Raw genomic sequence first — 24,700 nt, 5'->3', positions numbered from 1 at the left:
CTTAATTTGTATGAGTGCCGATTTGACCTGACAACTGCTCTCGCCAAACCGAGTAGCTGCCAGATCAAGCCTTGGCTAGGACATTACTCAGAGGCTTAGACTAAATGTGCCTGCCCTTGAATGTCTGTACATAAGTGAGCAAGCTCGCTATTTTGGATGGCAGGAGGGGAGGCTAGCTTTCTCAAAAGTGAGGGCTCTGTAGGGTCCGAGCGATAGGTGGAGAGATTTGTCTGTATATTTAGGCGGGGACGGCGACGCAATGGTACGTTGTTCTCCGACACAGCATTCATAAAAACAGCAGTTTGTTTAGCGGTTAGAGAAACAGAGTTCTTGAGCCCAGTCGTCGTGTAGAAGTAAAGTCTATTATTGTGAATATAAAGCGGTGCCAGGTGTGTGCTGCTCCATGGAAACAAAACTTTAGTATAGAGCGCTTGTATCTGCTCAGGCGCTAGACTTGGCAGCAAAGTGTAAAGCTGATCAATATGTAAATTCAAGATTTTGGTCAGAACAGACTGATGGTTGTTCTTATTCTGTAGCATCGTGACCAACGCTCGAAGCATGGTATCAGGCAGTATTTTTTGTTGATTTAATGCCTTAGCCACTGCATAGATGAGATATTTGTCCTCATCCTGGTCTTTTAACACCGCCACTAAGGTTTGAAGAACGGTTGCTGGCAGCGCCTCTTGTTGTCCTAGTGCTTCCGCTGCTGTCATCCTGAAGGATTTTTTCTTTTCCTTATTTTTGAGCATCGAGTCCCAAGCCTGCATCACGGTGTCAGACAGTGCTTTATGTTGGTTTAATGCTTTAGCCGCTGCGGAGATGACAGATTCTTCTTCATCCTGATCTTCTAATACCGTCACCAAAGTTTGCATCACGGTGTTTGGTAGTGTCTCTTGTTGTCCTAGCGCTTGGGCAACGGTGGACCTGATGGATGCGTCCTCCGTCTTATTTTTGAGGATCGAATCCCAAGCCTGAATCACGGCTTCAGGTAGTTCTTTCTGCGTGCTTAAGGCTTTTATAGCCTCAATTCTGACCGTGCTCTCTTGATCCAGTAAGGCTTCGGTTAGGGCTAATTTGGCGTGATCAGGCAGAGTTTGGTTTTGGCCTAACGTCTTAGCGGCCTTAGACTGTATATCTTGATCTGTACTCGATAGCGTTTTGATCCAGGCTTGCAGAACTTCGTTCGATAGAATTTCTTGTCGGCTTAATACCATGGCCGCCGCAGACCTGATCTTTTTATTCTCATCTGCGAGCGCTATGATCAAGGCCTGGCAGGTGTCGGCAGGCAATCTTGGCTGTCGATGCAAGGCTTGGGTGGCCGCCCACCGGAGCCGCCATTCTTGATCCTGATTCTGTAATATCTCGGTTAAATCTTGAATGATCTCTGCAGAAAGTAGCGCTTCTTGGCCTAAGATATCGGCAGCAGTCATTCTGATCCTCCAACTCTCGTTTTCAATCTCGCCTTTTAACATAGAGAGTAAGGCTTGAATGAGGCGAGGCGGTAGCGTGTCTTGATTGTTTAGCGCTTTGGCAACCGAAATTCTAATGTTTTCTTTCTCACTCTTATCTTGTAATACGGCGGATAAGGCCTGAATGGCCGTTTCAGGGATTATTTGTCGTCGATTTAATACTTGCGCTGCGGTAGACCTGATATATTCTTTTTCATCTGTATCCAGTAGCCGTGAGATCAAGATTTGACTGATGCTCGGCTCAAGCGGTTCTCGCCAACTGAAGACCTCGGCCGCCGAAGCCCTTAAATCTTCGTTTTCATTTTTATTGTGCAATACCATGAGCAAGGCGTGCATGGCCGCTTCAGGCAGAGTTTGTTGCTGGCCGAATGCGCTTGCAGCCATCGCTCTGACCTCCTTGTCTTCACCTGTATTTTGTAACACGGCGATCAAAGCTTGAGTGATGGTTTCAGAGAGTGGCTGTTGTTGGCCTAAGGCCTCAGCAGCCGTAGACCTGATATGCTTTTCTTTATTCTGTAAGGCGGTTATTAAGAGTTGAATAGCTGTGTCAGGCAGGGTTTTCTGTCGGCTCAATATTTTGCCAGCGGCATATCTGATATCCCATGTCTCATCCAGTAACGCCACAATTAAGGCCAGAATGACCGCTTCAGTTAATGTTTCCTGCCGGCCGCAGGCTCTAATCGCAGCAATTCTGACATCCTCATCTTCATCCTTATTTTGTAGCGCCGTGCTTAAGGCCTGAACGACGGCACTAGACAAGGTGTGCTGTTGACCTAAGACCTCGGCAGCCGCCACTTTCGCCTCTTTGTTTTCATTATGCTTGAGCAGCACTGAAAGAATCGCCTGGGTCGCGTTGTTAGATAAAGCTGAGCGTGCATTTAGGGTGCGAATAAGGCTGGCTTTCTTGCTGTCAGGCTGATTCAGATAAGTGAGCAGTAGATGTTCCGAAAATCCTCTATGGCAACCTAATTCGCTCACGCTCTCTGTGCTCAGGCTCAGCTCAAAGCGTAGCCACTGCATTAACTCCATTTCTAGTCTATCGACCGTGGTTTCTTTCAAGTGGGCGCGTGCTTCATGCAGACACCCTATGATCACGTGTTGATGACGTATGCCAAGCACGTCACGTGGTTCCTCTTCTAAGAGCGTAAAGAAGCGTTCTAAGGCAGCGCCCTTAAGCAACCCGGCCAGCATTTGCCATACGACTTCATAACGAGGGTCGTATTTATGTTCAGCAATAAAAGTGCGCAATTGCGCTTGGCTGAGGATTAAATTTGAATGGATGGGCGCGCTGTTTGTAAAGGTGGGTGCTGGATTGGTTTTGGCATCTACTTGCAGATGTTGCGCTAGGAACTTAGCTGCAAAGAATTCCTGCAAGGACAGGTGCAAGAAATGGTAATCACGCTCGAATTCAGGAGGCTCAATATCAACTGTATGTAAAAAAGAAGTCTGTTTTAAATCAGTGACGAGTCTGGAAGGAGATTTTATTCCTAGTAGCGTTTTATTGTGAGTCAGCTGATTCAGATTCAATTCAGTTTTGCCGGCTTCTAATCCTGTAAATGCTAAATAGCCCAAAGCATAGAGTTCTGTCGCCATAAGCTCTTCTAATTTAGCTTTGGGCAAAGTTTGGATCACGGAGGGTTGTAAGCGTTCACTCTGGTCTCTTTTCTTTAAGCGAGCGCAATCTTTACGCCAGAGTTGATCGACGATGGCCTCATATAACGTGACCATCGTTATGGTTTGATCTGGGCGAGAATTTTCTCGACTAGCACACAGTGCATCAAGCAGAATTGGCAGCTTGAGCAGTCCCTGAGTCAGTGGAGTGCTTTGGATCAATTGCTGGATCGCGGCTTGGCTCGCTGCAGGTACAAATTTCTGCACGTAGGTTTGTACATCATCCAGATTTAAGCCAGTGGCTTCTAGCTGCAAATCAAATTGACTTAATATCTGGGGGTTCACCCCAACCGAGCGGGAGGTGATTAAAACGTGAGTCTGATCGAGTAGTTTTTGTAAAAGTTTATTTAAAGGGCGGCCTTCATCCAACTCGCCAATAACTTCATCTAAGCCGTCTAAGATGAACAGTGTTTTGTCTCGATGTCGCTCAAAAGTCTGCGTTAACGCTTGCGTTTGGAGGCTTTCTTGGTTCGCAAAAAAGTGCTCGCCCAGTAACTCTTCAAACTTGATGGTCTGATCGGTCTTGAACTGTGCTAATGGTAGCCACAACACGCAATCAAAACGATCTTGCCACAGCGCGTTGTGCTGATAGTCATAGACCAGTTTTTTGCATAAAGTTGTCTTGCCAATCCCAGCTTGCCCATGAATCAAAACCCGTTTAGGCAGACCGATCGAGCCATTACGTAACGTTTGTTGTTCAAACAGAGTAGCGAGCGAAATCGGCCTATTGTCATGGGATGTAGCACGCGACTCATCGTTAGCTAGGCATTCGAGAGCCGCCAGTGGCTTCTGCTCAGTTTGATTGGGTTGCGGTTGCAGGTGACGCTCAACCAGAGTGAGATGGGTATGGCAGGTATCAAGCTGCACTTTTTGACCTGATAGCCGCTGAATCGAGAGGCCAGAGCATTCATACTGCTGGTAAAGGGCGCGGCGCAAAGCGGTTAGAGAGAGCGCTCGTGTCGTCATCTGCTCGTTGCGTGGGGTCAATTGATAGAGCGCCGCTGCTTGCTTGGCGCGACGTTGTGTTTTGCTCTGGCTAGAGTTGCCTAACGGGTCGCTTGGAGGCGTTGTCCAAAGTGTAGGCCAAGCAAGCGGCATCGAGACGCTTTGCTTTGTATTCGTACGGGGAGCCAGCCATATCTGCTTTAAACCATCTAGACTTTGGCTCATCGCCTGTTGAGTGGGCGCCCATTTTTTAAGTTTGGTTTGCTGAAACTGTTTGGCCACTTGCTTCGCATGGTTGATCCAACTGTGTTTCTTTTTAGTCGGCTCACTATCGTGCGGTATAGCCTCACTATCTTGCGAGATAGCATAAGCTAGCTGATACGTTTCTTGGGTAGCAGGGGGAAAGGTAGCAGCCGGGGAAGGCGGTAGTTCAATACCTGAATCTTTACGAAAATGGGCTTGTCGTGCGGATTGAGTGGTTTTTTCAGGGATTGGATCTGTTTGTACTCGGGCGTCGCAGTGACGCGGCAGTAAGGTGAATTTGATGGTTTTTAACAGGCTGCCTACTTTATTCATTACTTTTTACTTAACTCTCTTATATAACTTTGCTACCCGTAAGAAGAAGCTGAAAAGGCTTTTACTCATATCGGTACTGAGCTTTCATTGTATAGGATATTGTCTCGAAGCGTTTTTGGAAGATTCTTATTTGTCTTGGCTTGAGTCAAATTTAAATGAAGCGCGAAATAACCTTGAGGCCTAAAAGTTACGCTGAACTCCAAAAGACGATCTAAATTCCAATCATTTAAGCGATCCATCACTGACGGATGTATAACGAATCCTCTTACGATGGTAGAATTCAGGGTGACGGGCCTCCTCGCATAGTGGTGCGGCCAATCTGGTCAGATCGGGAACGAAGCAGCCACAACCGTTTCCCGCTAGTGCCGGGGTTTGGGCTCGTCACCCCTAATTTAAAATTTTTCGATGACCTATCAAGTTCTCGCGCGCAAATGGCGGCCCAAGGATTTTGCGTCGCTAGTTGGACAAGAGCATGTAGTGAGAGCGCTTACTCACGCGCTTGAACAGCAGCGGCTACATCATGCCTATCTATTTACCGGAACGCGTGGTGTTGGTAAAACCACGTTGTCACGTATTTTCGCCAAAGCACTTAATTGTGAGATGGGTATTACAGCAACGCCTTGTGGCCAATGCCAAGCGTGTTGTGCAATTGATGAAGCGCGCTTTGTCGATTATGTAGAAATGGATGCAGCGTCCAATCGCGGCGTTGATGAAATGGCTAGTTTGCTTGAGCGCGCGGTCTATGCGCCAGTCAATGCGCGCTTCAAGGTCTATATGATCGATGAAGTGCATATGCTGACCAATCACGCCTTCAATGCAATGTTAAAAACGCTTGAAGAGCCGCCGTCCCATGTCAAATTTATTCTGGCTACTACTGATCCCCAGAAAATCCCGGTAACCGTGCTATCACGTTGCTTGCAGTTTAATCTTAAGCAGATGCCTGCGGTGCATATTGTTACGCACTTGCAGAAAGTCCTCACGGAGGAGAAGCTGGGTTTTGAACTGCAAGCGTTACGCTTACTAGCACGCGCGGCAGATGGCAGTATGCGCGATGCACTGTCGCTCACAGATCAGGCGATTGCTTATGCCGCAGGCCAAATTAGTGAAGAGGCGGTGCGGGGCATGTTGGGGGCGCTTGACCAGCATTATTTGACTCGGCTCCTGGATGCCATTGCAGCGTCCGATGGCGCTGAGGTGTTGGCGATTGCTGATGAGCTTGCCGCCCGCAGCTTATCGTTTTTGCTGGCGTTGCAAGATTTATCTACGATGTTGCATCAGATTGCATGGGCTCAAGTGGCTCCCCAATCGGTCCTTGACGAGTTGCCTGAAGCAGAAGATATCCGGCGTTTTGCTAGCCTATTCTCGCCAGAGCAGGTGCAATTGTATTATCAGATTGCAACTATTGGCCGTTCTGAGCTTGGACTTGCGCCGGACGAATATGCCGGGTTTACGATGACGCTGTTAAGAATGCTGGCATTTTATCCAGCAAATACAGGGGGTGCCAGACCTACAATTGCTGCAAGCCAAGCAAGCCAAGCAAGCCAAGCAAGCCAAGCAAGCCAAGCAAGCCAAGCAAGCCAAGCAAGCCAAGCAAGCCAAGCAAGCCAAGCAAGCCAAGCAAGCCAAGCAAGCCGCCCAGTGGAGTCTGTGCCCGAATTGGCGCAGGCCGCTATGCCTAATCATGCGGACGTCTCTACGCCAACAGATTCACTCGTGGCGTTGGGGTTTGTGGAGCATGATTGGCCGTCGCTGGTGGCACGTTTGCCATTGCGTGGCCTGGTGAAAGAGCTGGCATATCGTAGTGAGCTTGTGCGTATTGAGGGGGCAACGCTGACATTAAAAGTATCGGTAGCGCAACTTGCTGAGCGTTTGCAAGTCGATAAGTTGCGCACAGCGCTCACTGAATATTTGGGCAAGCCACTCAAGCTGGTTACCGAGATTGGCCCGGTAATGCAAACTGCGGCGGCGCTAGATGCCGCTCAAAATGTTCAGCGCCAGCAAGCTGCGGAGCAGGCGCTGGCGCAAGACCCATTTGCCCAAGCGCTGATTCGCGATTTTGATGCAACTGTCGTACCAGGCTCGATTAAGCCGGTGCAACCCACAAACATTTCCAATATTTAAAGAGGAGCTATTAATGTTGAAAAACCAACTCGCCGGGCTTATGAAGCAAGCTCAGCAAATGCAAGAAAACATGAGTAAAGTGCAAGAAGAACTTGCTTTGATCAAAGTTGAAGGTCAATCGGGTGCCGGCCTGGTCAAAATAACCATGACATGTAAGCACGAAGTACGTCGTGTAGTGATCGATCCAAGTCTTTTTGACGATGATAAGGATATGCTTGAAGATCTAATCGCCGCGGCGTTTAACGATGCGGTGCATAAGGTCAGCGAAGCAACGCAAGAGAAAATGGGGAGTGTGACCAGCGACCTACCTTTGCCAGCAGGTTTCAAGCTGCCATTCTAAGTTGCAATCTGACGCTTGATGAATAGTTTGGCATGACATCCCCTTCGAGTCTGGGCGCGTTAATCGATGCCTTGCGCGTGTTGCCCGGGGTTGGCCCCAAATCCGCGCAGCGTATTGCTTATTATCTGATGCAGCACAACCGCCATGGCGCTGCCCGCTTGGGGGAGGCATTATCGCAAGCGCTGAAGAATTTGCGTCATTGCGTGTGCTGCAATAATTTGACCGAGGCGCAAACCTGTGAGACGTGCGCAGACCCTGAGCGGGATCCGACGCTGCTGTGTGTCGTTGAGACCCCAGCAGACCAGTTGATGCTCGAGCAGACTTTGACCTACCGCGGTTTATATTTTGTCTTGATGGGGCGTTTAAGCCCATTGGATGGGGTCGGCCCACGCGAAATTAATTTTGAGCGTCTGATTCAGCGCGCCACCGATGGTCGAGTACAAGAAGTGATTTTAGCGACGAATTTTAATAATGAGGGGGAAGCAACCGCCCATTACCTGAGCCAGATGCTGAAAGGGCGAGGCTTGATGACAACCAGGCTCGCCCGCGGTGTGCCGGTAGGGGCCGAGCTTGAATATACGGATGCCGGGACAATTGCGCGCGCGGTGCTTGATCGACGCCCGCTTTAAAGAAAAAATCGGAGTCGGCGGAGTTCGGCTAGCAGCAGAACCTTTTTGTATCATTATTCAATAGGGATAAAACCCGGAGACAAGAGATGAAGTGGACTGATATCCAAGAAATCGCAATGGCGCTAACGGATAAGCACTCGGATATTGATCCGCAATATGTGCGTTTCACAGATCTGCACCGTTGGGTCACAGAGCTTGCTGGCTTTGAGGATGATCCTCAGCGTTCGAGTGAGAAAATACTTGAAGCAATCCAAACCGCCTGGATTGAAGACTCTGATTATTAAAAGGCAGGAACGATTAATATAGTCTATGCTTTAATTGGGTGGTGAAAGTGTAGCTGTGCTACTAGGCATCAGCGCAGAAAGGCGCCCATAGAAGGAGAGGCTATGTTTAAGCATATTCTGATTCCAACTGACGGATCTGAGCTATCGAAAAAGGCCATGCGCGGTGGCATTGAGCTCGCTAAAGCGTTAGGCGCTCATATCACTGCGTATGCCTGTTTGCCGCAATATCCTTATCCGCTATTTGCTGAGGCAACGATTGAGGCGCCGGTTGAATTCCGCCAGCGCCAAGAAAGCGAGGCGCATGAGCATCTGCGACAGGTTAAGGAGGCGGCGAGGAATGAGCAAGTGGCATGCACAAGCCATATCAGCGCGCATTCATCACCTTATTTAGGGATTATCGAAGCCGCACAAGTGTGCGGCTGCGATGTGATTTTAATGGCTTCCCATGGCCGCAGTGGGCTCAGTACTCTGCTGATTGGCAGTGAAACGCAGCGAGTATTGACGCACACCAAGGTTCCGGTGATTGTTTATCGCTGACGTGCTCCAGGGCGCGCAGCGGAACTGCGGCGTGCGGTGGTGGTGTTGCTGTTACCGCGGTAGCCTTGTCCTGCATTAGAAGGGCGGCCGTAGCTGCTTGGTTTTGCACCGCGTGGAGCAGCAGTAGTACGTCCTTTACTTGGACGTGGCGCCGCTGATGGCGTGCGGCGGGGTTCAAAACCGGCGATCACATTGACTGGCAGTGTCTGCTTGGTAAAACGTTCGATCCGCCGTACCACCTGCATTTCATTATGATGCGCCAAGCTGACGGCAGTCCCGCTGCGACCCGCACGGCCAGTGCGGCCGATGCGGTGCACGTAGTCTTCGGCAAATTTCGGCAAATCGTAGTTAAATACATGCGTAATGCCGGGAATGTCGATACCGCGCGCAGCCACATCGGTTGCTACGAGTACCCGTACACGCCGCTCGCGCAAAGAGCGGATGGTGCGATTCCGCGCATTTTGTGGCAAGTCGCCATGGAGTGCCGCTGACGAAAAGCCCGCATCGCTGAGCAGGTCGGACAGTTCGTCCGCGCCACTTTTAGTCGCCGTGAACACAACCGCTTGATCCAGGGTTTGATCAGCCAATAAATGCGTTAGCAGGCGATCTTTATGGGCGCGATCATCGACCCAATGAACTGATTGAGTAATATTTGCACGTTGCTCAGGGCGGTGCATGATCTCAATCCGCTCAGGCGTTTTCAATAAGCTCTTGGTTAGATGGCTAATCCGATTATCGATAGTCGCCGAGAAAAGCAATGTTTGCCGGCTTGCTGGCGTAGCGGCAACGATGGTTTCAATATCGTCGATAAAGCCCATGTCCAACATCCGGTCAGCTTCATCAAGCACCAGCATGGTCAATTTGGACAAATTGATGCGGCCGCGCTCAAGGTGGTCGAGCAAACGACCAGGTGTTGCGACGATGATCTCTGGCTGCTTAGCGAGCAATGCAAGCTGTTGAGGATAAGGCACACCACCTAAAATACTGACTGTGCGCAAATTCTTTAAATGTTTGCCATAGGTTGTTGCCGCCGTTGTAACTTGTGTGGCGAGTTCGCGGGTAGGCGTTAGGACCAGCAGCGCGGGGTAAGCCGTTGGCTGCTGGCGGCTATTACGGCCAGCGCCACCACGGCGCTCGCGAGAGCGTTCTGTGGGGGCTGCTGCTGCGGTAGCAGCAGTTGGAGCGTCTTCTTTTTGCAATTGTGCAAAGCGTTGAATCGCTGGCAACATAAAGGCGGCTGTTTTGCCCGAGCCGGTTGGGCTTGATACAAGCAAATCACGGCCGGCCAGTGCGGCGGGAATGGCTTTTTGCTGTACCGGAGTGGGTTCTGTATAGCCTGCTGTGCTGAGGCTTGACAAAATTTCAGGGCATAGGCCAAGGGCTGCGAAAGCTGCGTTGCTTTTTGCGCTATCGGCGGCCGTAGGTGCTGGTGTGCTAGTTGTTGGTGTAGGTGTGCTAGTGGAATAATCAGAATTCATTGAACGGATCCCTAAAAAATAAACAATGCGCCGGCTGTTTATAAGCTAAAGTCATACCATGCCGAAATGCGCGATACACGCTAAAAACATAGGTTTATGCGAGCGAGCATTGTTTTGGAAGCTGTATTAAAGAAGCAACAGCCTCTGAATGGGGAATCCGTGCAAAGCACGGCCTAGACGGAGGAACAGTTTCCAGGCTGGGTAGAAACAAAACGCGGAGATGCTGACCAATTTATAATCGGCAAGCAACGAGCATTATACATAATTTAGAGAAATAGGGCTAGTGGGTGTATCTGGTTTTATAAAAGCGGGCTTTTTCTTTGTTTGCAATAACATGACCTCTATCTCAGACTGTAACTTTGCGCTGGTCTCTTAAACGCGTCGTATAATTAGGGCTCTACTTTAAAGTGTCCCCATGCCCGACTTACTGACCCATTTAAATCCCGAGCAGCGCGCTGCAGTGACTTTACCGGATGAGCCGGCGTTAATTCTGGCCGGTGCCGGCAGCGGTAAAACACGGGTGCTGACCACTCGTATTGCTTGGTTGATTCAAGCTGGCCGTTTTAGTCCGGCAGAAGTGCTTGCCGTTACCTTTACCAATAAGGCGGCGCGCGAAATGATTACGCGCCTGACGGCGCTGTTACCGATCAATCCGCGTGGCATGTGGATTGGCACCTTCCATGGCCTCTGCAACCGCTTGCTACGGGTTCATTGCCGCGAGGCTGGCTTGCCTGCGACCTTCCAAATTCTCGATATAGCTGATCAGCTGTCTGCGCTTAAGCGGTTGCTGAAAGGACTGAATATCGATGATGAAAAATACCCTCCAAAGCATTTACAGAACTTTATTAATCACGCCAAAGAAGAAGGCTTGCGGCCCGCTAAAGTCGACGTGCGCGATCACTTTAATCGTCAATTTGTCGAGCTGTACGAAGCCTATGAAGTCCAATGCCAACGCGAAGGCACGGTTGATTTTGCCGAATTGCTCTTACGCAGTTATGAGCTACTGGCCCGTGAGACCTCGCTACGGGCGCATTATCAAGCGCGTTTTCAACATATTTTGGTGGACGAGTTTCAAGATACCAATAGGTTGCAATATCAGTGGTTAAAGCTGTTAGCCGGTCCCAAAGGAGCGGTCTTTGCGGTTGGTGACGATGACCAAAGTATTTACGGGTTTCGGGGCGCTAATGTTGGCAATATGGTGGACTTTCAGCGTGAATTTGAAGTACGTAATCTGATTAAGCTTGAGCAGAATTATCGCTCTCATGGCCATATCTTAGATGCCGCGAATAGTCTGATTGCAAATAACGCGCAGCGCCTGGGTAAAAATCTTTTTACTGAAGCGGGGGCTGGCGAGCCGGTAAGAGTCTATAGAGCTGAGACTGACACGCGTGAGGCCGCTTGGTTGGCCGAAGAAGTCCGCGCTCTGATTGACCAGGGGTCTGCGCTGGATGAAATCGCTTTGCTCTACCGGAGCAATGCGCAGTCTCGAGTGTTCGAGCATATGTTAGTTAGCCAAGGGATTCCGTACCGCGTATACGGCGGATTACGCTTTTTCGAGCGGCAGGAAACTAAACATGCGCTGGCTTATTTGCGCTTGCTCGATAATCTGGATGACGACACTTCATTTGTGCGCGTGGTTAATTTTCCAACGCGTGGGATCGGTGCGCGTGCGCTTGAGCAATTAAGTGATATGGCGCGGCAGCACCAATGCTCGCTGGCGGCTGCGGTACCGTATGTTGCCGGTAAATCAGGCGCAAATCTAACCGCATTTACCCAGCTTATTGAGCACATGCGCATTGCTACGCAGGCCATGGGCTTACCTGAAACAGTTGAATATATTACGCAGACAAGTGGTTTGCTTAACCATTATGAAACTGAGCGTGAAGGGCAAGACCGGATTGAGAACTTGCGTGAATTGGTGAATGCCGCGGTGGCTTTTATGGCCGAGGGCGGTTATGAGCTTGCTACGCCAGCGCGTTCAATTCCCTTAGCGCCGGGTGCTACACCGGCTGCTCAATTGCTGGCAGACGAGTCCGCCCAACTGATATTGACGGCGGAAGTCACGGATATGATGACGCCGCTGGCCGCCTTCTTGTCTCATGCCTCGCTGGAGGCGGGCGATAACCAAGCGCAAGCGGGGCAGAACGCTGTTCAGCTGATGACCGTGCATGCGGCCAAAGGGCTCGAATTTAATGCGGTTTTTATCACCGGTCTTGAAGAGGGGCTGTTTCCTCATCAAAATAGTACAGCGGATACGAGTAGCTTAGAAGAAGAGCGGCGTTTACTGTATGTCGCGATTACGCGTGCGAAAGTGCGGTTATATCTATCCTTTGCGCAAAGCCGTATGTTGCATGGGCAAACGCGTTATAACGTGTGTTCTCGGTTTATCGACGAATTGCCTGACGAGGTGCTGAAGTGGTTGACGCCTAAGCGCGATTCATTCGCGCAAAATAGTCTCACGGGTAACCGTGGTGAAAGCGGTTGGGGACGCAATTGGTTTGGCAAAAAATCGGCGCCGGAGGAGCGTGTTGCGACGACAGCTTTTGAAGCGCGTCAGCGTACGGCCGCCACCGGTTTTTGGGTGGGACAGGCGGTTTTTCATACGAAGTTCGGCGAAGGCAAGGTGGCGGCCCTCGAGGGCAGTGGCGACGATGCGCGGGCGCAGGTCACCTTTAATCGACACGGGGTGAAGTGGCTGGCGCTAGCGGTGGCAAAATTGCAGCCCATTGATGAGTGAATAGTGCCACTAGCGCAGTCCAATTATCTAACGTTGAGTAAAAACGAGGCATTGCTGCCTCGTTCTCCTCCAAGAGCCGTGCGTGCGGAGCGCCTCCGGCTCCGCCGGTAGCTGTCTGAGGTGGCCCCTTTCAGGGCTAACGAATTAGCCATTTGGTCTAGTACTCATCGTTTGGACGCCGTGACAGAATGTGTGGCACGTGACTAACCAACGATTAGGCGATTGCTAAATGAGCTACTTACCGATGCCGCATGATGCATTATGCAAGCTGTTTTTGATGGATGTGGAGATTGCCAAAGAATTTCTGCAAACACATTTGCCGTCCTCTTTACAAGAACAGTTTGATTTTAATACGTTGGCGCTTGCTCCGGGCGCCTTCGTTGAGGACAATTTAAGCCAACATTACTGCGATCTCGTCTATTCAATTCGCGTGGCGAAAGACCAAGGCTCGGCGTATATTTTGCTCGAACACGAGAGTGCTGTAGGCAAGCTGACCCCTTTTAAGTTATGGCGCTATCAAAGCGCCATTATGAAGCAGCACCTTAATCAAGGTGATACCTTGCTACCCGTGGTCCTGCCGCTGATTTTTTATCGAGGGACAGCTCCTTATAGAGGCCCGCTTAGCCTTTTGGAATGCTTCAGGCACAAAGCAATAGCACAAGAAATATTTGCGCTGACAAAATCCATCCAACTGATTGCGCTATCAGCAATACCGGATGATGTATTAATGACGCATAAGCGTTGTGCGGTAATGGAATTAGCGCAAAAATATATCTACAACTGGGATTTGCAGCAACTCGTGCCTAAGGTATTTGAACTCTTTGAGCGCTATCCATTAGCGCTTGAAAAAATAAGAGGGGTGCTATATTATCTGGTAAAAGAAGGTCGAGGAATGGATAAACAGGAGTTTGTTCAATTTGTGATTAACCATGCACCACATTATCAGGAGGACATTATGTCGATTGCACAATCTTGGATTGAGGAAGGTATTGAGAAAGGACATCAAAAAGGCTTGCAAGAAGGGCAGCAAAAAGGTTTGCAAGAAGCAACGCTTGAAATAGCTAGAAATATGTTGGTGAGAGGGGCGGCGCTTGATTTTATCAAGCAAGTGACCAAGCTTTCTGACGATAAAATTTTAGCGCTTATGTAATATGTGCGATTTACAGACTTAATTGAAACTGTGTCTGTAAATCGCACACTGACATTTCAACATTTGCAACGTGTGTCTATGTTTCAAGGTTGAGTCTAAAAATATTTAATAATCAATTACTTAAAATTTGTTTCTTGATGGCTAACTGATGGCGGATGCTTAGGTTCTTTGGAGAAGCAGCCGACATAGCTGGCATAATGTGCGCAAAAGGAAATGGGCATCACAATGATAGAGACGACAAACGCTAACATCTGTGGCGTTTGCTCAATACCCCCTAGCTTAAATAAGAGGATCAATGCACCAAATAAGGCGACGCCAAAACCCGCCAAGACTAAGCCATTGAGCATAAAAGCGCTCAGGTTACGCCAACACACGACCATGCTAAAAAAAAGCGTTTTACGCAAAGGCACTTGATGCCACGCGCTGAGAGCTGGCGCAAACCAAAACATCATGGAAACGGGTATGTAGATGGCTGCCATTACCAAGATGGACAGTGTCAAACGACCGCTTTCTAGCATCTCCGGCTTGAGACTGCTGGGAGATAATGCCAGGCGCACTAATAAACCACTATCTACCAATGCTGAGGCGGCAAACATGATCAATAGCGCTAATGTATAGTACAAACCGAGTAAAAGCAGCCGCCACACCGTCGCCTTGCTAAAGGTGAGGCGTAAGCTGTTGAATAACGCGGCAGGTGCAGTGGGCTCTTGCTTGAGTGTATTGCGGCAGACTGTCATAAAGCAGATTGAGATCAGCGGAAATAGAAGCTGCGGCAATATATGGCTCAGCAGCATCGGCATAGCCGAGAGCGGCATCATCAAAAGCGAATAGCATAAAGAGCCAATCAAAAAAATGGCTAAGTTTTTCCAAAAGAGCTGGAGCCCCTGTTCAAACCATAGATAGCCAGCTTTGGCGGGAACTTTATTAAAATGCATAGTATTGGTTATTCTCAAAGTTAAAGCCATGACAACGCCGTGGCCGTGATGTGCGAGTAGGTCAATTTTAACTGATGCTAGCCGCCTAGCCATGCAAAATAATCGCGACTTAAGGGGCGAACACCTTAAACCACAAAGATCCAAGCTGGGCGGTGGCTGTCTTGATATGCATATATAGCTTGCAGAGTGGCTAAAAAATTAAACTGACGGTAAAGCTGCTACCGTTATATGAGCGCGCAGTATCCGCTCAAAATGCGCAGGGTCATGAGGTTCAAGCATTGTGGCCTGACGCGGCAAGTAAATATCATAAAGTCGTGATAACCAAAAGCGCAATGCAGCGGCGCGCAACAGTGCGTGCCAGCATAATGTTTCGCATGCAGTAAACGGGCGCACTGCTTGATAGCTCAGTAAAAATGCCTGTATCCGCACGGGATCGAACTCACCGCTTAAAGGTTCAATACACCAATCATTCACACTCACTGCGATATCAAACAGCCATTTATCCACGCCCGCAAAATAAAAATCAAAAAAACCACTTAGACGTTCATTTTGATGAGTTGCCTGCGCCGGTACAAAAAGTACATTATCGCGAAACAGATCGCAATGACACGGCCCCTCAGGTAACGCAAGATAGTCAGCACTTATCTGTAAATTTTGTTGGAACGCAAGTTCAGTCTGTAAGAGCTCGCGCTGTGATGCGGTCAAAAAAGCATCGACCGCGCTTGCCGCCTGCTGCTGCCACCTTAGGCCACGTAAATTGGATTGCGCTAATGAAAAAGTGCGCCCAGCCAGGTGCATCTGCGCCAGCATTTTCCCAACTTGAGCACAATGATGTGCACTGGGTACGAACTGGGCCGCGCCCTCTAGTTTGGTCACGATGGTAGCCGGCTTGCCGCATAGTTCGCCAAATAACGTACCGTCATTGCGCACCACTGGATCTGGCACCGGCACCTGATGCGCAGCCAAATGCTGCATAAGCTTAAGATAAAACGGCAGCTCGCTAGCGGTCAGTTTTTCAAAAATCGTCAACACATAATGACCGCTGCCGGTGGTGAGAAAAAAATTGCTGTTCTCAATGCCCGCAGTAATGCCACGTAAGCTGAGGACGGGTCCAAGCGAATAGTGTTGCAGCCAATGCGCAAGTTGCGGTTCGGTGACAGGGGTGAAAACAGCCATGCGGATTTAAAGTACCAGCTTGATTTGACAGAAAGGAGGATTTTAGCAAACCTACCTAGCATACCTGCCGCAAAACAAAAATTGGGCGGGCTACGTATTTGCACTGCAAGAATGCTACACTTTTTAGCTTACAGTAGAAAACTCTGCCTTTAGCCTTGCGAAGGCTAAAGTAAAGCATAGGCAGGGTAAGCGGGCGAGGGTGGTCAAGAGCGCGCCCATCTATTCAGGAGTTTATTAAGCATGATAACCACTGAGCAAATTGCAGATCCAATGTTAGCTGTTGATCGCGTCGCCGAACTCTATGCGATGAGCACGGCCACCTTGCGGGATGCCTTTGCACGTTATCAGCGCGGTGAACAGTTTAAAACTCGGGTGCGCGCGTATTACCCATTTGTGAGGGTGCGCATCAAGCACAATACTCGGCTTGATTCACGCTTAGCTTATGGCTTTGTGTCAGGTCCTGGGGTGTTTGATACGACCCTGACGCGCCCAGATTTGTTTGATTATTACTATCGGCAGCAATTTAGCTTGTTGGCCAGCAATCATTCAGTGCAGCTTGAAGTGGGTTTATCGGGGCAACCGATCCCAATCCATTTTGCGTTTGCCGAGGGCATTCATCTAGAGGGTGCGCTGGATTATGATCAGCTCAGTCAAATGCGCGATATTTTTGATATGCCTGATTTAGCTGCTTTCGATGATTGTATTGTGAACGGTACCTATCAGCCATCGCCTGGCGAGCCCTATCCACTGGCGCTCTTTACTGCGCCACGGGTTGATTTCTCTTTACATCGGCTCAAGCATTACACGGCGACTTCGCCGGCGCATTTTCAGAACTATGTGCTGTATACGAATTATCAATTTTACATCGATGAATTTGTGCAACTCGGGCGTACTTTAATGTCGCTTGCCAGCGACCCGGTTGAGAGCGCATATCGCAGCCAGTATGTGGCTTTTATCGAACCCGGCGATGTCGTGACGCAGAATGCCAATCTCGCGGTGCATAGCGTTCAGAGGAGCGTTGAAGGGGTCGCGCCCGCGCGCTTACCGCAGATGCCTGCCTATCATCTAAAGCGTGCAGATGGCTCTGGTATCACGATGGTAAATATTGGCGTGGGGCCTTCTAATGCTAAAACAATCACCGATCATATCGCTGTTTTGCGTCCGTACGCGTGGATTATGCTGGGCCATTGCGCCGGCTTGCGTAATTCGCAGCGGCTAGGCGATTATGTGTTGGCGCATGGTTATGTCCGCGAAGACCATGTACTCGATGCGGATTTGCCACTTTGGGTACCGATTCTGGCATTGGCTGAGGTGCAGGTGGCGCTGGAACGGGCGGTGGCCGATGTCACGCAGCTTGAAGGCTTAGCGTTAAAGCGCGTGATGCGTACTGGCACGGTAGCGAGCGTGGATGATCGTAATTGGGAGTTACGCAGCCACCATGAGCCGATCCGCCGGCTATCGCAAAGCCGCGCGATTGCACTTGATATGGAAAGCGCTACGATCTCAGCCAATGGGTTTCGTTTCCGAGTGCCTTATGGCACGCTTTTATGCGTTTCTGACAAACCGCTACATGGCGAATTAAAACTACCTGGAATGGCAAACACATTTTATCGCACGCAAATCAGCCAGCATTTAAAAATTGGTGTGCGTGCGATGGAGTTACTGCGCGAAAACGGCCTAGATAAATTGCATAGCCGTAAACTGCGCAGTTTTGCTGAGGTAGCATTTCAATAAAATATTGCCGAGGCGGTGTTTCAATAAAATAGCTTTGAATTTTTAGTGAAATTTTTAGGCAATTCTCAGACACTCTGCCGGCGCCTATATTGCGCAAATGAGCGGAATACGTTAATTTGCACAATACCGGCGCTTAGCAAAAAATTCTATTCATCGTATTGAAGATAATTTTGAGAAATCAGGGCGTTTATGTTTTCGGGGGGAGGCGCCAACAGCTGGCCTGTTAGCTGCAACCGTGGTGGCTAGAGACAGCGTGCTGCTCGTCCCCGTTCATGCTGCTAATCTTGGAGCTTGATTTGTAGCATCTCAACAAATGGATGTGTCTCATGCAAATGTACAAAACAGAAGATATTGCCCCCGCAGCACCTACCTCCGAGGCTCAGTCCTTGGGCAGCCGAGCCTTTCGCGCGCGCTATGGCTTGAAGTATGCCTATGTGGCCGGTGCAATGTACCGCGGCACCACTTCCACTGCTCTGGTAGTGCGGCTGGGCCAAGCCGGCATGATCGGCTACCTAGGGACGGGTGGCCTGACCCTAAAGGCCATCGAAGCCGCGATTCAGACCATTCAATCAGAACTTAGCGACGGTGCGCCATATGGTTTGAACCTGCTGGCTGATTACGTTGAGCCAGATCTTGAACGGGCTACGATTGATTTGTATTTGAAGTACGGGGTGCGCCATATCGAAGCGGCAGCCTTTATGCAAATGACGCCGGCCTTAGTCTTGTTCCGCGTCAAAGGGCTGAGCCGCGATGCAAGCGGCATGATTCAGTGCGCCCACCGAGTACTGGGCAAGGTCTCGCGTCTGGAGGTGGCGCAAGCCTTCATGAGCCCGGCGCCCGCTCACCTGGTGGATGCGTTGCAAAAAGAAGGCGCCATCACCGCCGAGCAGGCCGCATTAGCGCAATACGTTCCGATGAGTCACGATATTTGCGTGGAAGCTGATTCTGGCGGACATACCGATGGCGGCATCCCAACTATCCTCTTGCCGGCGATGCAACAACTGCGGCAGACTTTAGTGGCGCAATACAGTTATCAAGATCCGGTGTGTGTGGGACTGGCCGGCGGTATCGGTACACCGGCTTCCGCCACTGCTGCGTTCGCGATGGGGGCGGATTTTATTTTAACCGGCTCGATCAACCAGTGTACGGTGGAGGCTGGCGCCACCAAAGAAGTTAAGGCAATGCTGCAGCAAGCTAGCATTCATGACATGGCGTATGCGCCGGCAGGGGATATGTTCGAAATGGGGGCGCGCGTTCAGGTGCTTAAAAAAAGCTTACTGTTCCCGATGCGGGCCAATAAACTTTTTGCCTTGTATAGTCACTACGAAAGCCTGGATGACATTCCCGCTGCACTCAAAGGCCAGCTCGAGCGAAGTTACTTCAAGCGCAGTTTAGCCGAGGTTTGGACCGAGACCGAACGCCATTTGCAGTCGCGCGGCCGGACGCAGGATCTCGCGAAGGCGCAGAGCAATCCCAAATACCGGATGGCGCTAGTGTTTCGATGGTATTTCGCGTACTCCACCCGGCTCGCATTTAGCGGCTCACCGGACGACCTGGTCAATTATCAAGTGCATACTGGGCCAGCTTTGGGTGCGTTTAATCAATGGGTCAAAGGAACGCCTTTGGAGTCTTGGGAGCAGCGCCATGTCGATGGGATCGGAATTAAGTTGATGGATGCCACAGCTCAGCAGATGCGCGCCCATTACGAGCGATTCTTAACCCAGCAACAGGAACTTGTATCATGACCCTTGCCCATTTCATTCTTTCTCAAGCTAATACGAAAAATGACTAAATCATGAGGGTCTTTGCGCTGTCGGATTTGCATATCGATTACGACCTTAACAAGCAATGGATCGCGCAGCTGTCTACTGATGACTATCGTGACGATGTATTAATCCTGGCTGGCGATGTTTCTGATTCTTTGCTACTGCTTGAGTGGTGTCTGAAAACGTTGGCGAGCCGCTTTAAAAAAGTCCTCTATGTGCCTGGAAACCATGACCTATGGGTCATTCGGGATGGGCCTGATCGTCAATCGCTAGACAAATTTCAACAGATTTGTACCTTAGTTGAAAATTGCGGCGCTTCAATGCAAGCATTTCATCGCGGATCGTTGTCGATTATTCCTCTTTTGGGTTGGTACGATTATTCGTTTGGCCAGCCGAGCACAGAAATTTTCGCCACGTGGGCGGACTATCATGCTTGCCGTTGGCCCGAGCATTTCAGCGCACACGATATTACGGCACATTTTGTGCAATTGAATGAACCGCTATTTAGCAACCTTAATCAAACGGTGATTTCATTCTCCCATTTTTTGCCACGGATTGATCTGATGCCAGCCTATATTCCGCTCGAGAAAAGAACGCTTTATCCAATCTTGGGAACCCACCTCCTTGAAAAGCAGGTTCGGCAGCTGGCTTCAACCATCCATGTCTATGGCCATAGCCATGTTAATCGCAGCGTCAAGATCGAAGGTATTTCGTATATTAATAATGCCTTCGGATATCCGCGGGAAACCCACATTGCAGCCAAACAATTACTCTGTATCTACGAAACTTAAAACCTCGAAACTGCTCTTAAGCAACCGTCCATACATCAGTCTTAATCATGTTAGAACTGACTCCTGAAAAAATCGATTTGTGGTTTGTCTTCTTTGACGCGATACAGGATGAGTCGCTACTCAATCAGTACCGGCGTCTCTTGACGCAAGCCGAGCGGCAGCAAGAAAAACGGTTTTATTTTGTTAAAGATCAACGCCGCTATCTCATTACACGAGCATTGGTGCGTACCGTTTTATCACGCTATGCACCGATAGCACCGGAGCAATGGTTATTTGCAGCCAATGCCTACGGCCGGCCGGAAATTGCTAACGCTCATCTGTCGCAAAAAATCTCATTCAATCTGTCTCACACACAAAGCCTGATCGTGCTCGGTGTGACGAGTGGCAATGCATTGGGCGTTGATACGGAAAATGTCCGTCTGCGTCAGGCTCCACTTGAAATCGCTCAGCATTATTTTTCACCGGCTGAAGTGAGAGCATTGAGTGAGTTACCTATAGAAACACAATACCAGCGTTTTTTTCAATATTGGACACTTAAAGAGTCCTATATCAAAGCTCGCGGCATGGGATTATCGATTCCGTTGGATCAATTTGGCTTTCATTTTGCAGCAGATCGCGAGATAGGAATTTCAATTCATCCTGCTTTAAATGATCAGCCGTCCCGCTGGCAGTTTTGGCAGTTTAAGCCTGCTGCAGATTATCTGGTGGCAGTCTGTGCTGAACGTTTTGGCAGTGCAAAGCAGACGTTAATCATGAGAAATAGTGTGCCGTTGGTTAAAGAGGAACTGCTGGAGGGTGGGCTGTGTCACGCACGCTAAAAAAGACGCTCGAACCGGCTTAATGAAGCGCGGTAGGGCGTATCGGGTTTTAAACGTGCCGAGCCATAAATACAAACGGCTGGCCGAATTTCCGACAGATATTCGGCGGCTTCGGTGAACTCTGCCATAATCGTAAACCTTTGCCAGGATGCGCGCGCTTTTTTTGCCGTGGCGCGCTCTTAATCTGCGAGTGCGCGCAAGCTTGGTATCATTTTTCTATTGTCTATCGTATTCATATGCCTGTGCAATCCAATCTAAAAGGCCGGACCCTATTACTGGTCGATGGTTCAAGTTATTTGTATCGTGCATATCATGCCTTGCCCAATTTGCGCAGCCCCAACGCGGAGCCGACTGGTGCCCTATATGGCATGATCAATATGCTGCGGCGCTTACGCAAAGACAACCCGGCAGAATATAGCGCGTGTGTATTTGATGCTAAAGGTAAAACCTTTCGAGATGACTGGTATCCAGAATACAAAGCCCAGCGCTCTTCGATGCCTGAAGACTTGGTACGGCAGATTGAACCTATTCACCGCGTCGTGCGTGCCTTAGGCTGGCCGTTACTGATGGTGGATGGGGTCGAGGCCGACGATGTAATTGGTACCTTGGCCCGGCAAGCCGAGCAGGCTGGCATGAAAGTAGTGATCTCGACCGGCGACAAAGATCTCGCGCAGTTAGTGACAAGCCAAATTACGCTGGTCAACACCATGAGCAATGAACTGCTGGATGAAGCCGGGGTCGCTGAAAAATTTGGCGTGCCGCCAGCATTAATTGTCGATTACTTGGCATTAATTGGCGACACCTCGGACAATGTGCCAGGGGTTGAAAAATGTGGCCCTAAAACGGCGCTAAAATGGCTGACGCAATACGGCTCATTGGCGGGGGTGGTTGAACATGCTGACCAAATCACCGGGGCCGTAGGGGAAAACTTGCGCCGCGCGCTCGATTTTTTACCGTTGGCAAGCAAACTGATCACCGTATGTACGGATTGCTCGCTTGAGCCACACATTGAATCAATCGAAGCCTCGCTGGCAACGCGCACTGAAGCTCAAGCGGAACTTCTGGATGTATTCACGCATTACGGTTTCAAAAGCTGGTTAAACGAATTAGCCACCGCGGGAGTCCCCGCACCCGATAACGGCAGCTCTAGCAGTCTAGCCGCACCAGCATTGGAAATAACGCCTGATTACGAGAGCATACTCGACTGGGCGCAATTTGATACCTGGTTAGAAAAAATCAATGCCGCCGAATTAACAGCTTTTGATACTGAAACTACGTCACTTGATCCACTGCGTGCGCAGTTGGTTGGTCTTTCGTTTTCAGTCGAAGCGGGTCATGCGGCTTATCTTCCGCTTGCCCATCGGGGACCCGATATCGATGCTCATGTCACCCAATTGCCACGTGATGAGGTCCTCGCGCGGTTAACAGAGTGGCTACAGAATCCAACTAAAAAGAAAGTTGGACAGCACATGAAATATGATGAGCAAGTGCTATTTAATTATGGCATTGGCTTGGCTGGCATAGAGCATGACACCTTGCTTCAATCCTATGTGCTCGAATCTCATCGTAGCCATGATATGGACAGCCTTGCGCTACGCCACCTTGGCCTCAACACGATTAAATATATAGACGTTTGTGGCAAAGGCGCTGCCCAAATTGGCTTTGATCAAGTGCCGCTTGAGCAAGCAATACGTTATGCAGCGGAAGATGCAGATGTAACGCTACGCCTGCATCATGCGCTTTATCCGCAACTGTCGAAAGAGCCCGGCTTGCTGCATATCTATCGCGAGATCGAAATGCCTGTTTCGCGCGTCTTGCGAGTGATGGAGCGTAATGGTGTCTTAATCGATACTCAGTTACTCGCTCAACAAAGCCATGAGCTGGGCATACGTTTGATGCAACTGGAACAAGAAGCGCATACCTTAGCCGGTGGCCCATTTAACTTAAGTTCACCCAAGCAAATCAGCGAGATTTTTTTTGAACGCCTGCAGTTGCCGATTATCAAAAAAACCCCCGGCGGCGCACCTTCAACCGATGAAGAAGTACTGCAAAAGCTCGCCGCGGATTATCCCTTACCTAAACTGCTGCTTGACCATCGTACGCTGTCGAAACTCAAATCAACCTATACCGATAAACTGCCCAAAATGGTCAACCCCCAAACGGGGCGGGTGCATACGAATTATGCCCAGGCCGTCGCCGTCACCGGGCGGCTGGCTTCAAATGAACCCAATTTACAAAACATTCCGGTGCGCACCAGCGAAGGGCGGCGCATTCGTGCAGCCTTTATTGCCGCGCCTGGACATCACATTGTGTCGGCGGATTATTCGCAAATTGAACTGCGGATTATGGCCCATATCTCAGGCGATGAGAATTTACTCGGTGCTTTTGCGCGTGGCGAAGACGTTCACCGCGCCAGTGCCGGCGAGATTTTTGGCGTTGCGCCGCAGCAGGTCTCTGATGACGAGCGGCGCGTCGCCAAGACGATTAATTTTGGCCTGATTTATGGCATGAGCGTATTTGGGCTAGCGTCAAACTTGGGCCTGTCGCGTGATGCGGCCAAGGTCTATATTGACCGCTATTTCAATCGCTACCCAGGCGTGGCACGCTATATGGAAGAAACCCGGGTTCGTGCAAAAGAACAAGGGTATGTTGAAACTGTCTTCGGCCGGCGCTTGTGGTTACCTGAGATTAATGGCGGCAGCGGGCCGCGCCGTCAGGCGGCTGAACGGGCGGCAATTAATGCGCCAATGCAAGGCACGGCAGCCGATTTAATCAAGCTCTCGATGGTTGCTGTGCAACAGTGGCTAGAGACAACGGCACGGCAATCGAAGCTGATCATGCAAGTACATGATGAGTTGGTGCTTGAAGTGCCGGATGCAGAATTGGCTGAAGTGCGGGAGTGTTTGCCGGCGCTGATGTGTGAAGTCGCGCAATTGCGTGTGCCACTGGTAGTTGACGTGGGCGTTGGCAACAATTGGGAGGAGGCGCATTAATAGGGGGCATTTGATGAAAAGGGTAGAGTCGAGATGTGGCGCGTGGGCGTTAGGTTTTGTGTATTTGTATCCGCCTCTTTCGTTTGGCGGTGCCTCACTAGCCGAACCGTGACTACGTTTTCACATCCCGCTCATCGAGCCGGACGTGCGCTACTAACGCATCCGGCTTTCGGACAGAACATCATGCCTTCGCCCACGGAAGGTTCTGTGTAAGTTTTGGCAGACGAATGAGTCCTAACTGCTGGTAGAAGTATTCATCGGGGTAGCGCAGAGGAATCTCACCCCCACGACCGGAGGCAGTCACCCGCCCCCGGTTCCCACACAACGTAGTGTGCGGATTTCTCGCACTACGCTTGCTTGTTTTTCGTTCATTTTCATCTTCGATAACCGTCCTGGATTAATTTTCATTTGAGAATACTCTCAAATGAAAAAAAGTGCATGCCGGACAAAATTTGCTTATCATATCCCTCGCCTTCAAGTCTCAAGATTAGCCTAAGCGGTCGCCTATGTGGTGAGCCGTCATATAACGAAATATAACGTTTTAGGGGTT

The 24,700-nt window shown here is 49.9% G+C and carries 16 protein-coding genes, 1 other RNA gene and 1 pseudogene; 13 read left to right on the top strand and 5 right to left on the bottom strand.

The window, feature by feature from the left end:
* Positions 1-95 precede the first annotated feature (95 nt).
* Entirely contained in the window at positions 96-4,661 is a 4,566-nt protein-coding gene (locus tag KMZ15_RS04845) for a HEAT repeat domain-containing protein (RefSeq protein ID WP_223691154.1), read from the bottom strand.
* Positions 4,662-4,948: 287 nt separating this feature from the next.
* Here KMZ15_RS04845 and ffs point away from each other — a divergent pair.
* The 6 genes from ffs to KMZ15_RS04815 all read left to right on the top strand — a co-directional run bounded on the left by ffs (position 4,949) and on the right by KMZ15_RS04815 (position 8,572).
* An RNA gene (gene ffs, locus KMZ15_RS04840) (signal recognition particle sRNA small type) lies at positions 4,949-5,047 on the top strand.
* Positions 5,048-5,066: 19 nt separating this feature from the next.
* Positions 5,067-6,782, top strand: a complete 1,716-nt coding sequence (gene dnaX / locus KMZ15_RS04835; RefSeq protein ID WP_223691152.1) for a DNA polymerase III subunit gamma/tau — start codon at positions 5,067-5,069, stop codon at positions 6,780-6,782.
* Positions 6,783-6,795: 13 nt separating this feature from the next.
* Complete coding sequence (locus tag KMZ15_RS04830) at positions 6,796-7,122, top strand: YbaB/EbfC family nucleoid-associated protein (protein WP_223691150.1); 327 nt, start codon at positions 6,796-6,798, stop codon at positions 7,120-7,122.
* A gap of 32 nt (positions 7,123-7,154) precedes the next feature.
* Complete coding sequence (recR, locus tag KMZ15_RS04825; protein ID WP_223691148.1) at positions 7,155-7,751, top strand: recombination mediator RecR; 597 nt, start codon at positions 7,155-7,157, stop codon at positions 7,749-7,751.
* A gap of 86 nt (positions 7,752-7,837) precedes the next feature.
* Positions 7,838-8,035, top strand: a complete 198-nt coding sequence (iscX, locus tag KMZ15_RS04820; RefSeq protein WP_223691146.1) for a Fe-S cluster assembly protein IscX — start codon at positions 7,838-7,840, stop codon at positions 8,033-8,035.
* Positions 8,036-8,137: 102 nt separating this feature from the next.
* Positions 8,138-8,572, top strand: coding sequence for a universal stress protein (locus tag KMZ15_RS04815; RefSeq protein WP_223691144.1), 435 nt, complete (start codon positions 8,138-8,140; stop codon positions 8,570-8,572).
* Here KMZ15_RS04815 and KMZ15_RS04810 read toward each other — a convergent pair.
* Positions 8,563-10,050, bottom strand: coding sequence for a DEAD/DEAH box helicase (locus KMZ15_RS04810; RefSeq protein ID WP_308710171.1), 1,488 nt, complete (start codon positions 10,048-10,050; stop codon positions 8,563-8,565). The two genes, KMZ15_RS04815 and KMZ15_RS04810, sit on opposite strands and share 10 nt — an antisense overlap.
* Positions 10,051-10,465: 415 nt before the next feature.
* On the opposite strand from KMZ15_RS04810, the gene KMZ15_RS04805 reads away from it, so the two are divergent.
* Complete coding sequence (locus KMZ15_RS04805; protein WP_223691143.1) at positions 10,466-12,787, top strand: UvrD-helicase domain-containing protein; 2,322 nt, start codon at positions 10,466-10,468, stop codon at positions 12,785-12,787.
* Positions 12,788-13,016: 229 nt separating this feature from the next.
* Positions 13,017-13,937: an Rpn family recombination-promoting nuclease/putative transposase gene (locus KMZ15_RS04800; protein ID WP_223691142.1), complete on the top strand. Its 921-nt coding sequence runs from the start codon at positions 13,017-13,019 to the stop codon at positions 13,935-13,937.
* A gap of 116 nt (positions 13,938-14,053) precedes the next feature.
* Here the strand turns inward: KMZ15_RS04800 and KMZ15_RS04795 are convergent, their stop codons facing one another.
* The gene (locus KMZ15_RS04795; RefSeq protein ID WP_223691141.1) at positions 14,054-14,872 is read right to left on the bottom strand and encodes a BPSS1780 family membrane protein; all 819 of its coding nucleotides are present in this window, start codon (positions 14,870-14,872) and stop codon (positions 14,054-14,056) included.
* Positions 14,873-15,070: 198 nt separating this feature from the next.
* Positions 15,071-16,048 carry a homoserine kinase gene (locus KMZ15_RS04790; protein ID WP_223691140.1) on the bottom strand — a complete coding sequence of 326 codons (978 nt, stop codon included), beginning with the start codon at positions 16,046-16,048 and terminating at the stop codon, positions 15,071-15,073.
* 240 nt (positions 16,049-16,288) lie between these two features.
* Here KMZ15_RS04790 and KMZ15_RS04785 point away from each other — a divergent pair, with 240 nt between their 5' ends.
* From KMZ15_RS04785 to KMZ15_RS04770, 4 genes are all read left to right on the top strand, one after another.
* Complete coding sequence (locus tag KMZ15_RS04785) at positions 16,289-17,782, top strand: AMP nucleosidase (protein WP_223691139.1); 1,494 nt, start codon at positions 16,289-16,291, stop codon at positions 17,780-17,782.
* Positions 17,783-18,108: 326 nt separating this feature from the next.
* On the top strand, positions 18,109-19,527 hold the full coding sequence (locus tag KMZ15_RS04780; RefSeq protein WP_223691138.1) for a PfaD family polyunsaturated fatty acid/polyketide biosynthesis protein: 1,419 nt from the start codon (positions 18,109-18,111) through the stop codon (positions 19,525-19,527).
* Between the two features lie 50 nt (positions 19,528-19,577).
* Positions 19,578-20,339, top strand: a complete 762-nt coding sequence (locus KMZ15_RS04775; RefSeq protein WP_223691136.1) for a metallophosphoesterase — start codon at positions 19,578-19,580, stop codon at positions 20,337-20,339.
* A gap of 47 nt (positions 20,340-20,386) precedes the next feature.
* Positions 20,387-21,157: a 4'-phosphopantetheinyl transferase superfamily protein gene (locus KMZ15_RS04770; RefSeq protein WP_223691134.1), complete on the top strand. Its 771-nt coding sequence runs from the start codon at positions 20,387-20,389 to the stop codon at positions 21,155-21,157.
* A gap of 32 nt (positions 21,158-21,189) precedes the next feature.
* Here the strand turns inward: KMZ15_RS04770 and KMZ15_RS04765 are convergent.
* A pseudogene (locus KMZ15_RS04765) lies at positions 21,190-21,384 on the bottom strand (TIGR00730 family Rossman fold protein); the annotation flags it as partial.
* A gap of 9 nt (positions 21,385-21,393) precedes the next feature.
* On the opposite strand from KMZ15_RS04765, the gene polA reads away from it, so the two are divergent.
* Entirely contained in the window at positions 21,394-24,150 is a 2,757-nt protein-coding gene (polA, locus tag KMZ15_RS04760) for a DNA polymerase I (RefSeq protein WP_223691132.1), read from the top strand.
* The last annotated feature ends 550 nt before the right edge of the window (positions 24,151-24,700 follow it).

Origin of the sequence: Mycoavidus sp. HKI (genome assembly GCF_020023735.2) — a bacterium.
GTDB lineage: Bacteria > Pseudomonadota > Gammaproteobacteria > Burkholderiales > Burkholderiaceae > Mycoavidus.
Note: the sequence above shows the minus strand (reverse complement) of the source record. Positions and strands in the feature narration are given on the sequence as shown.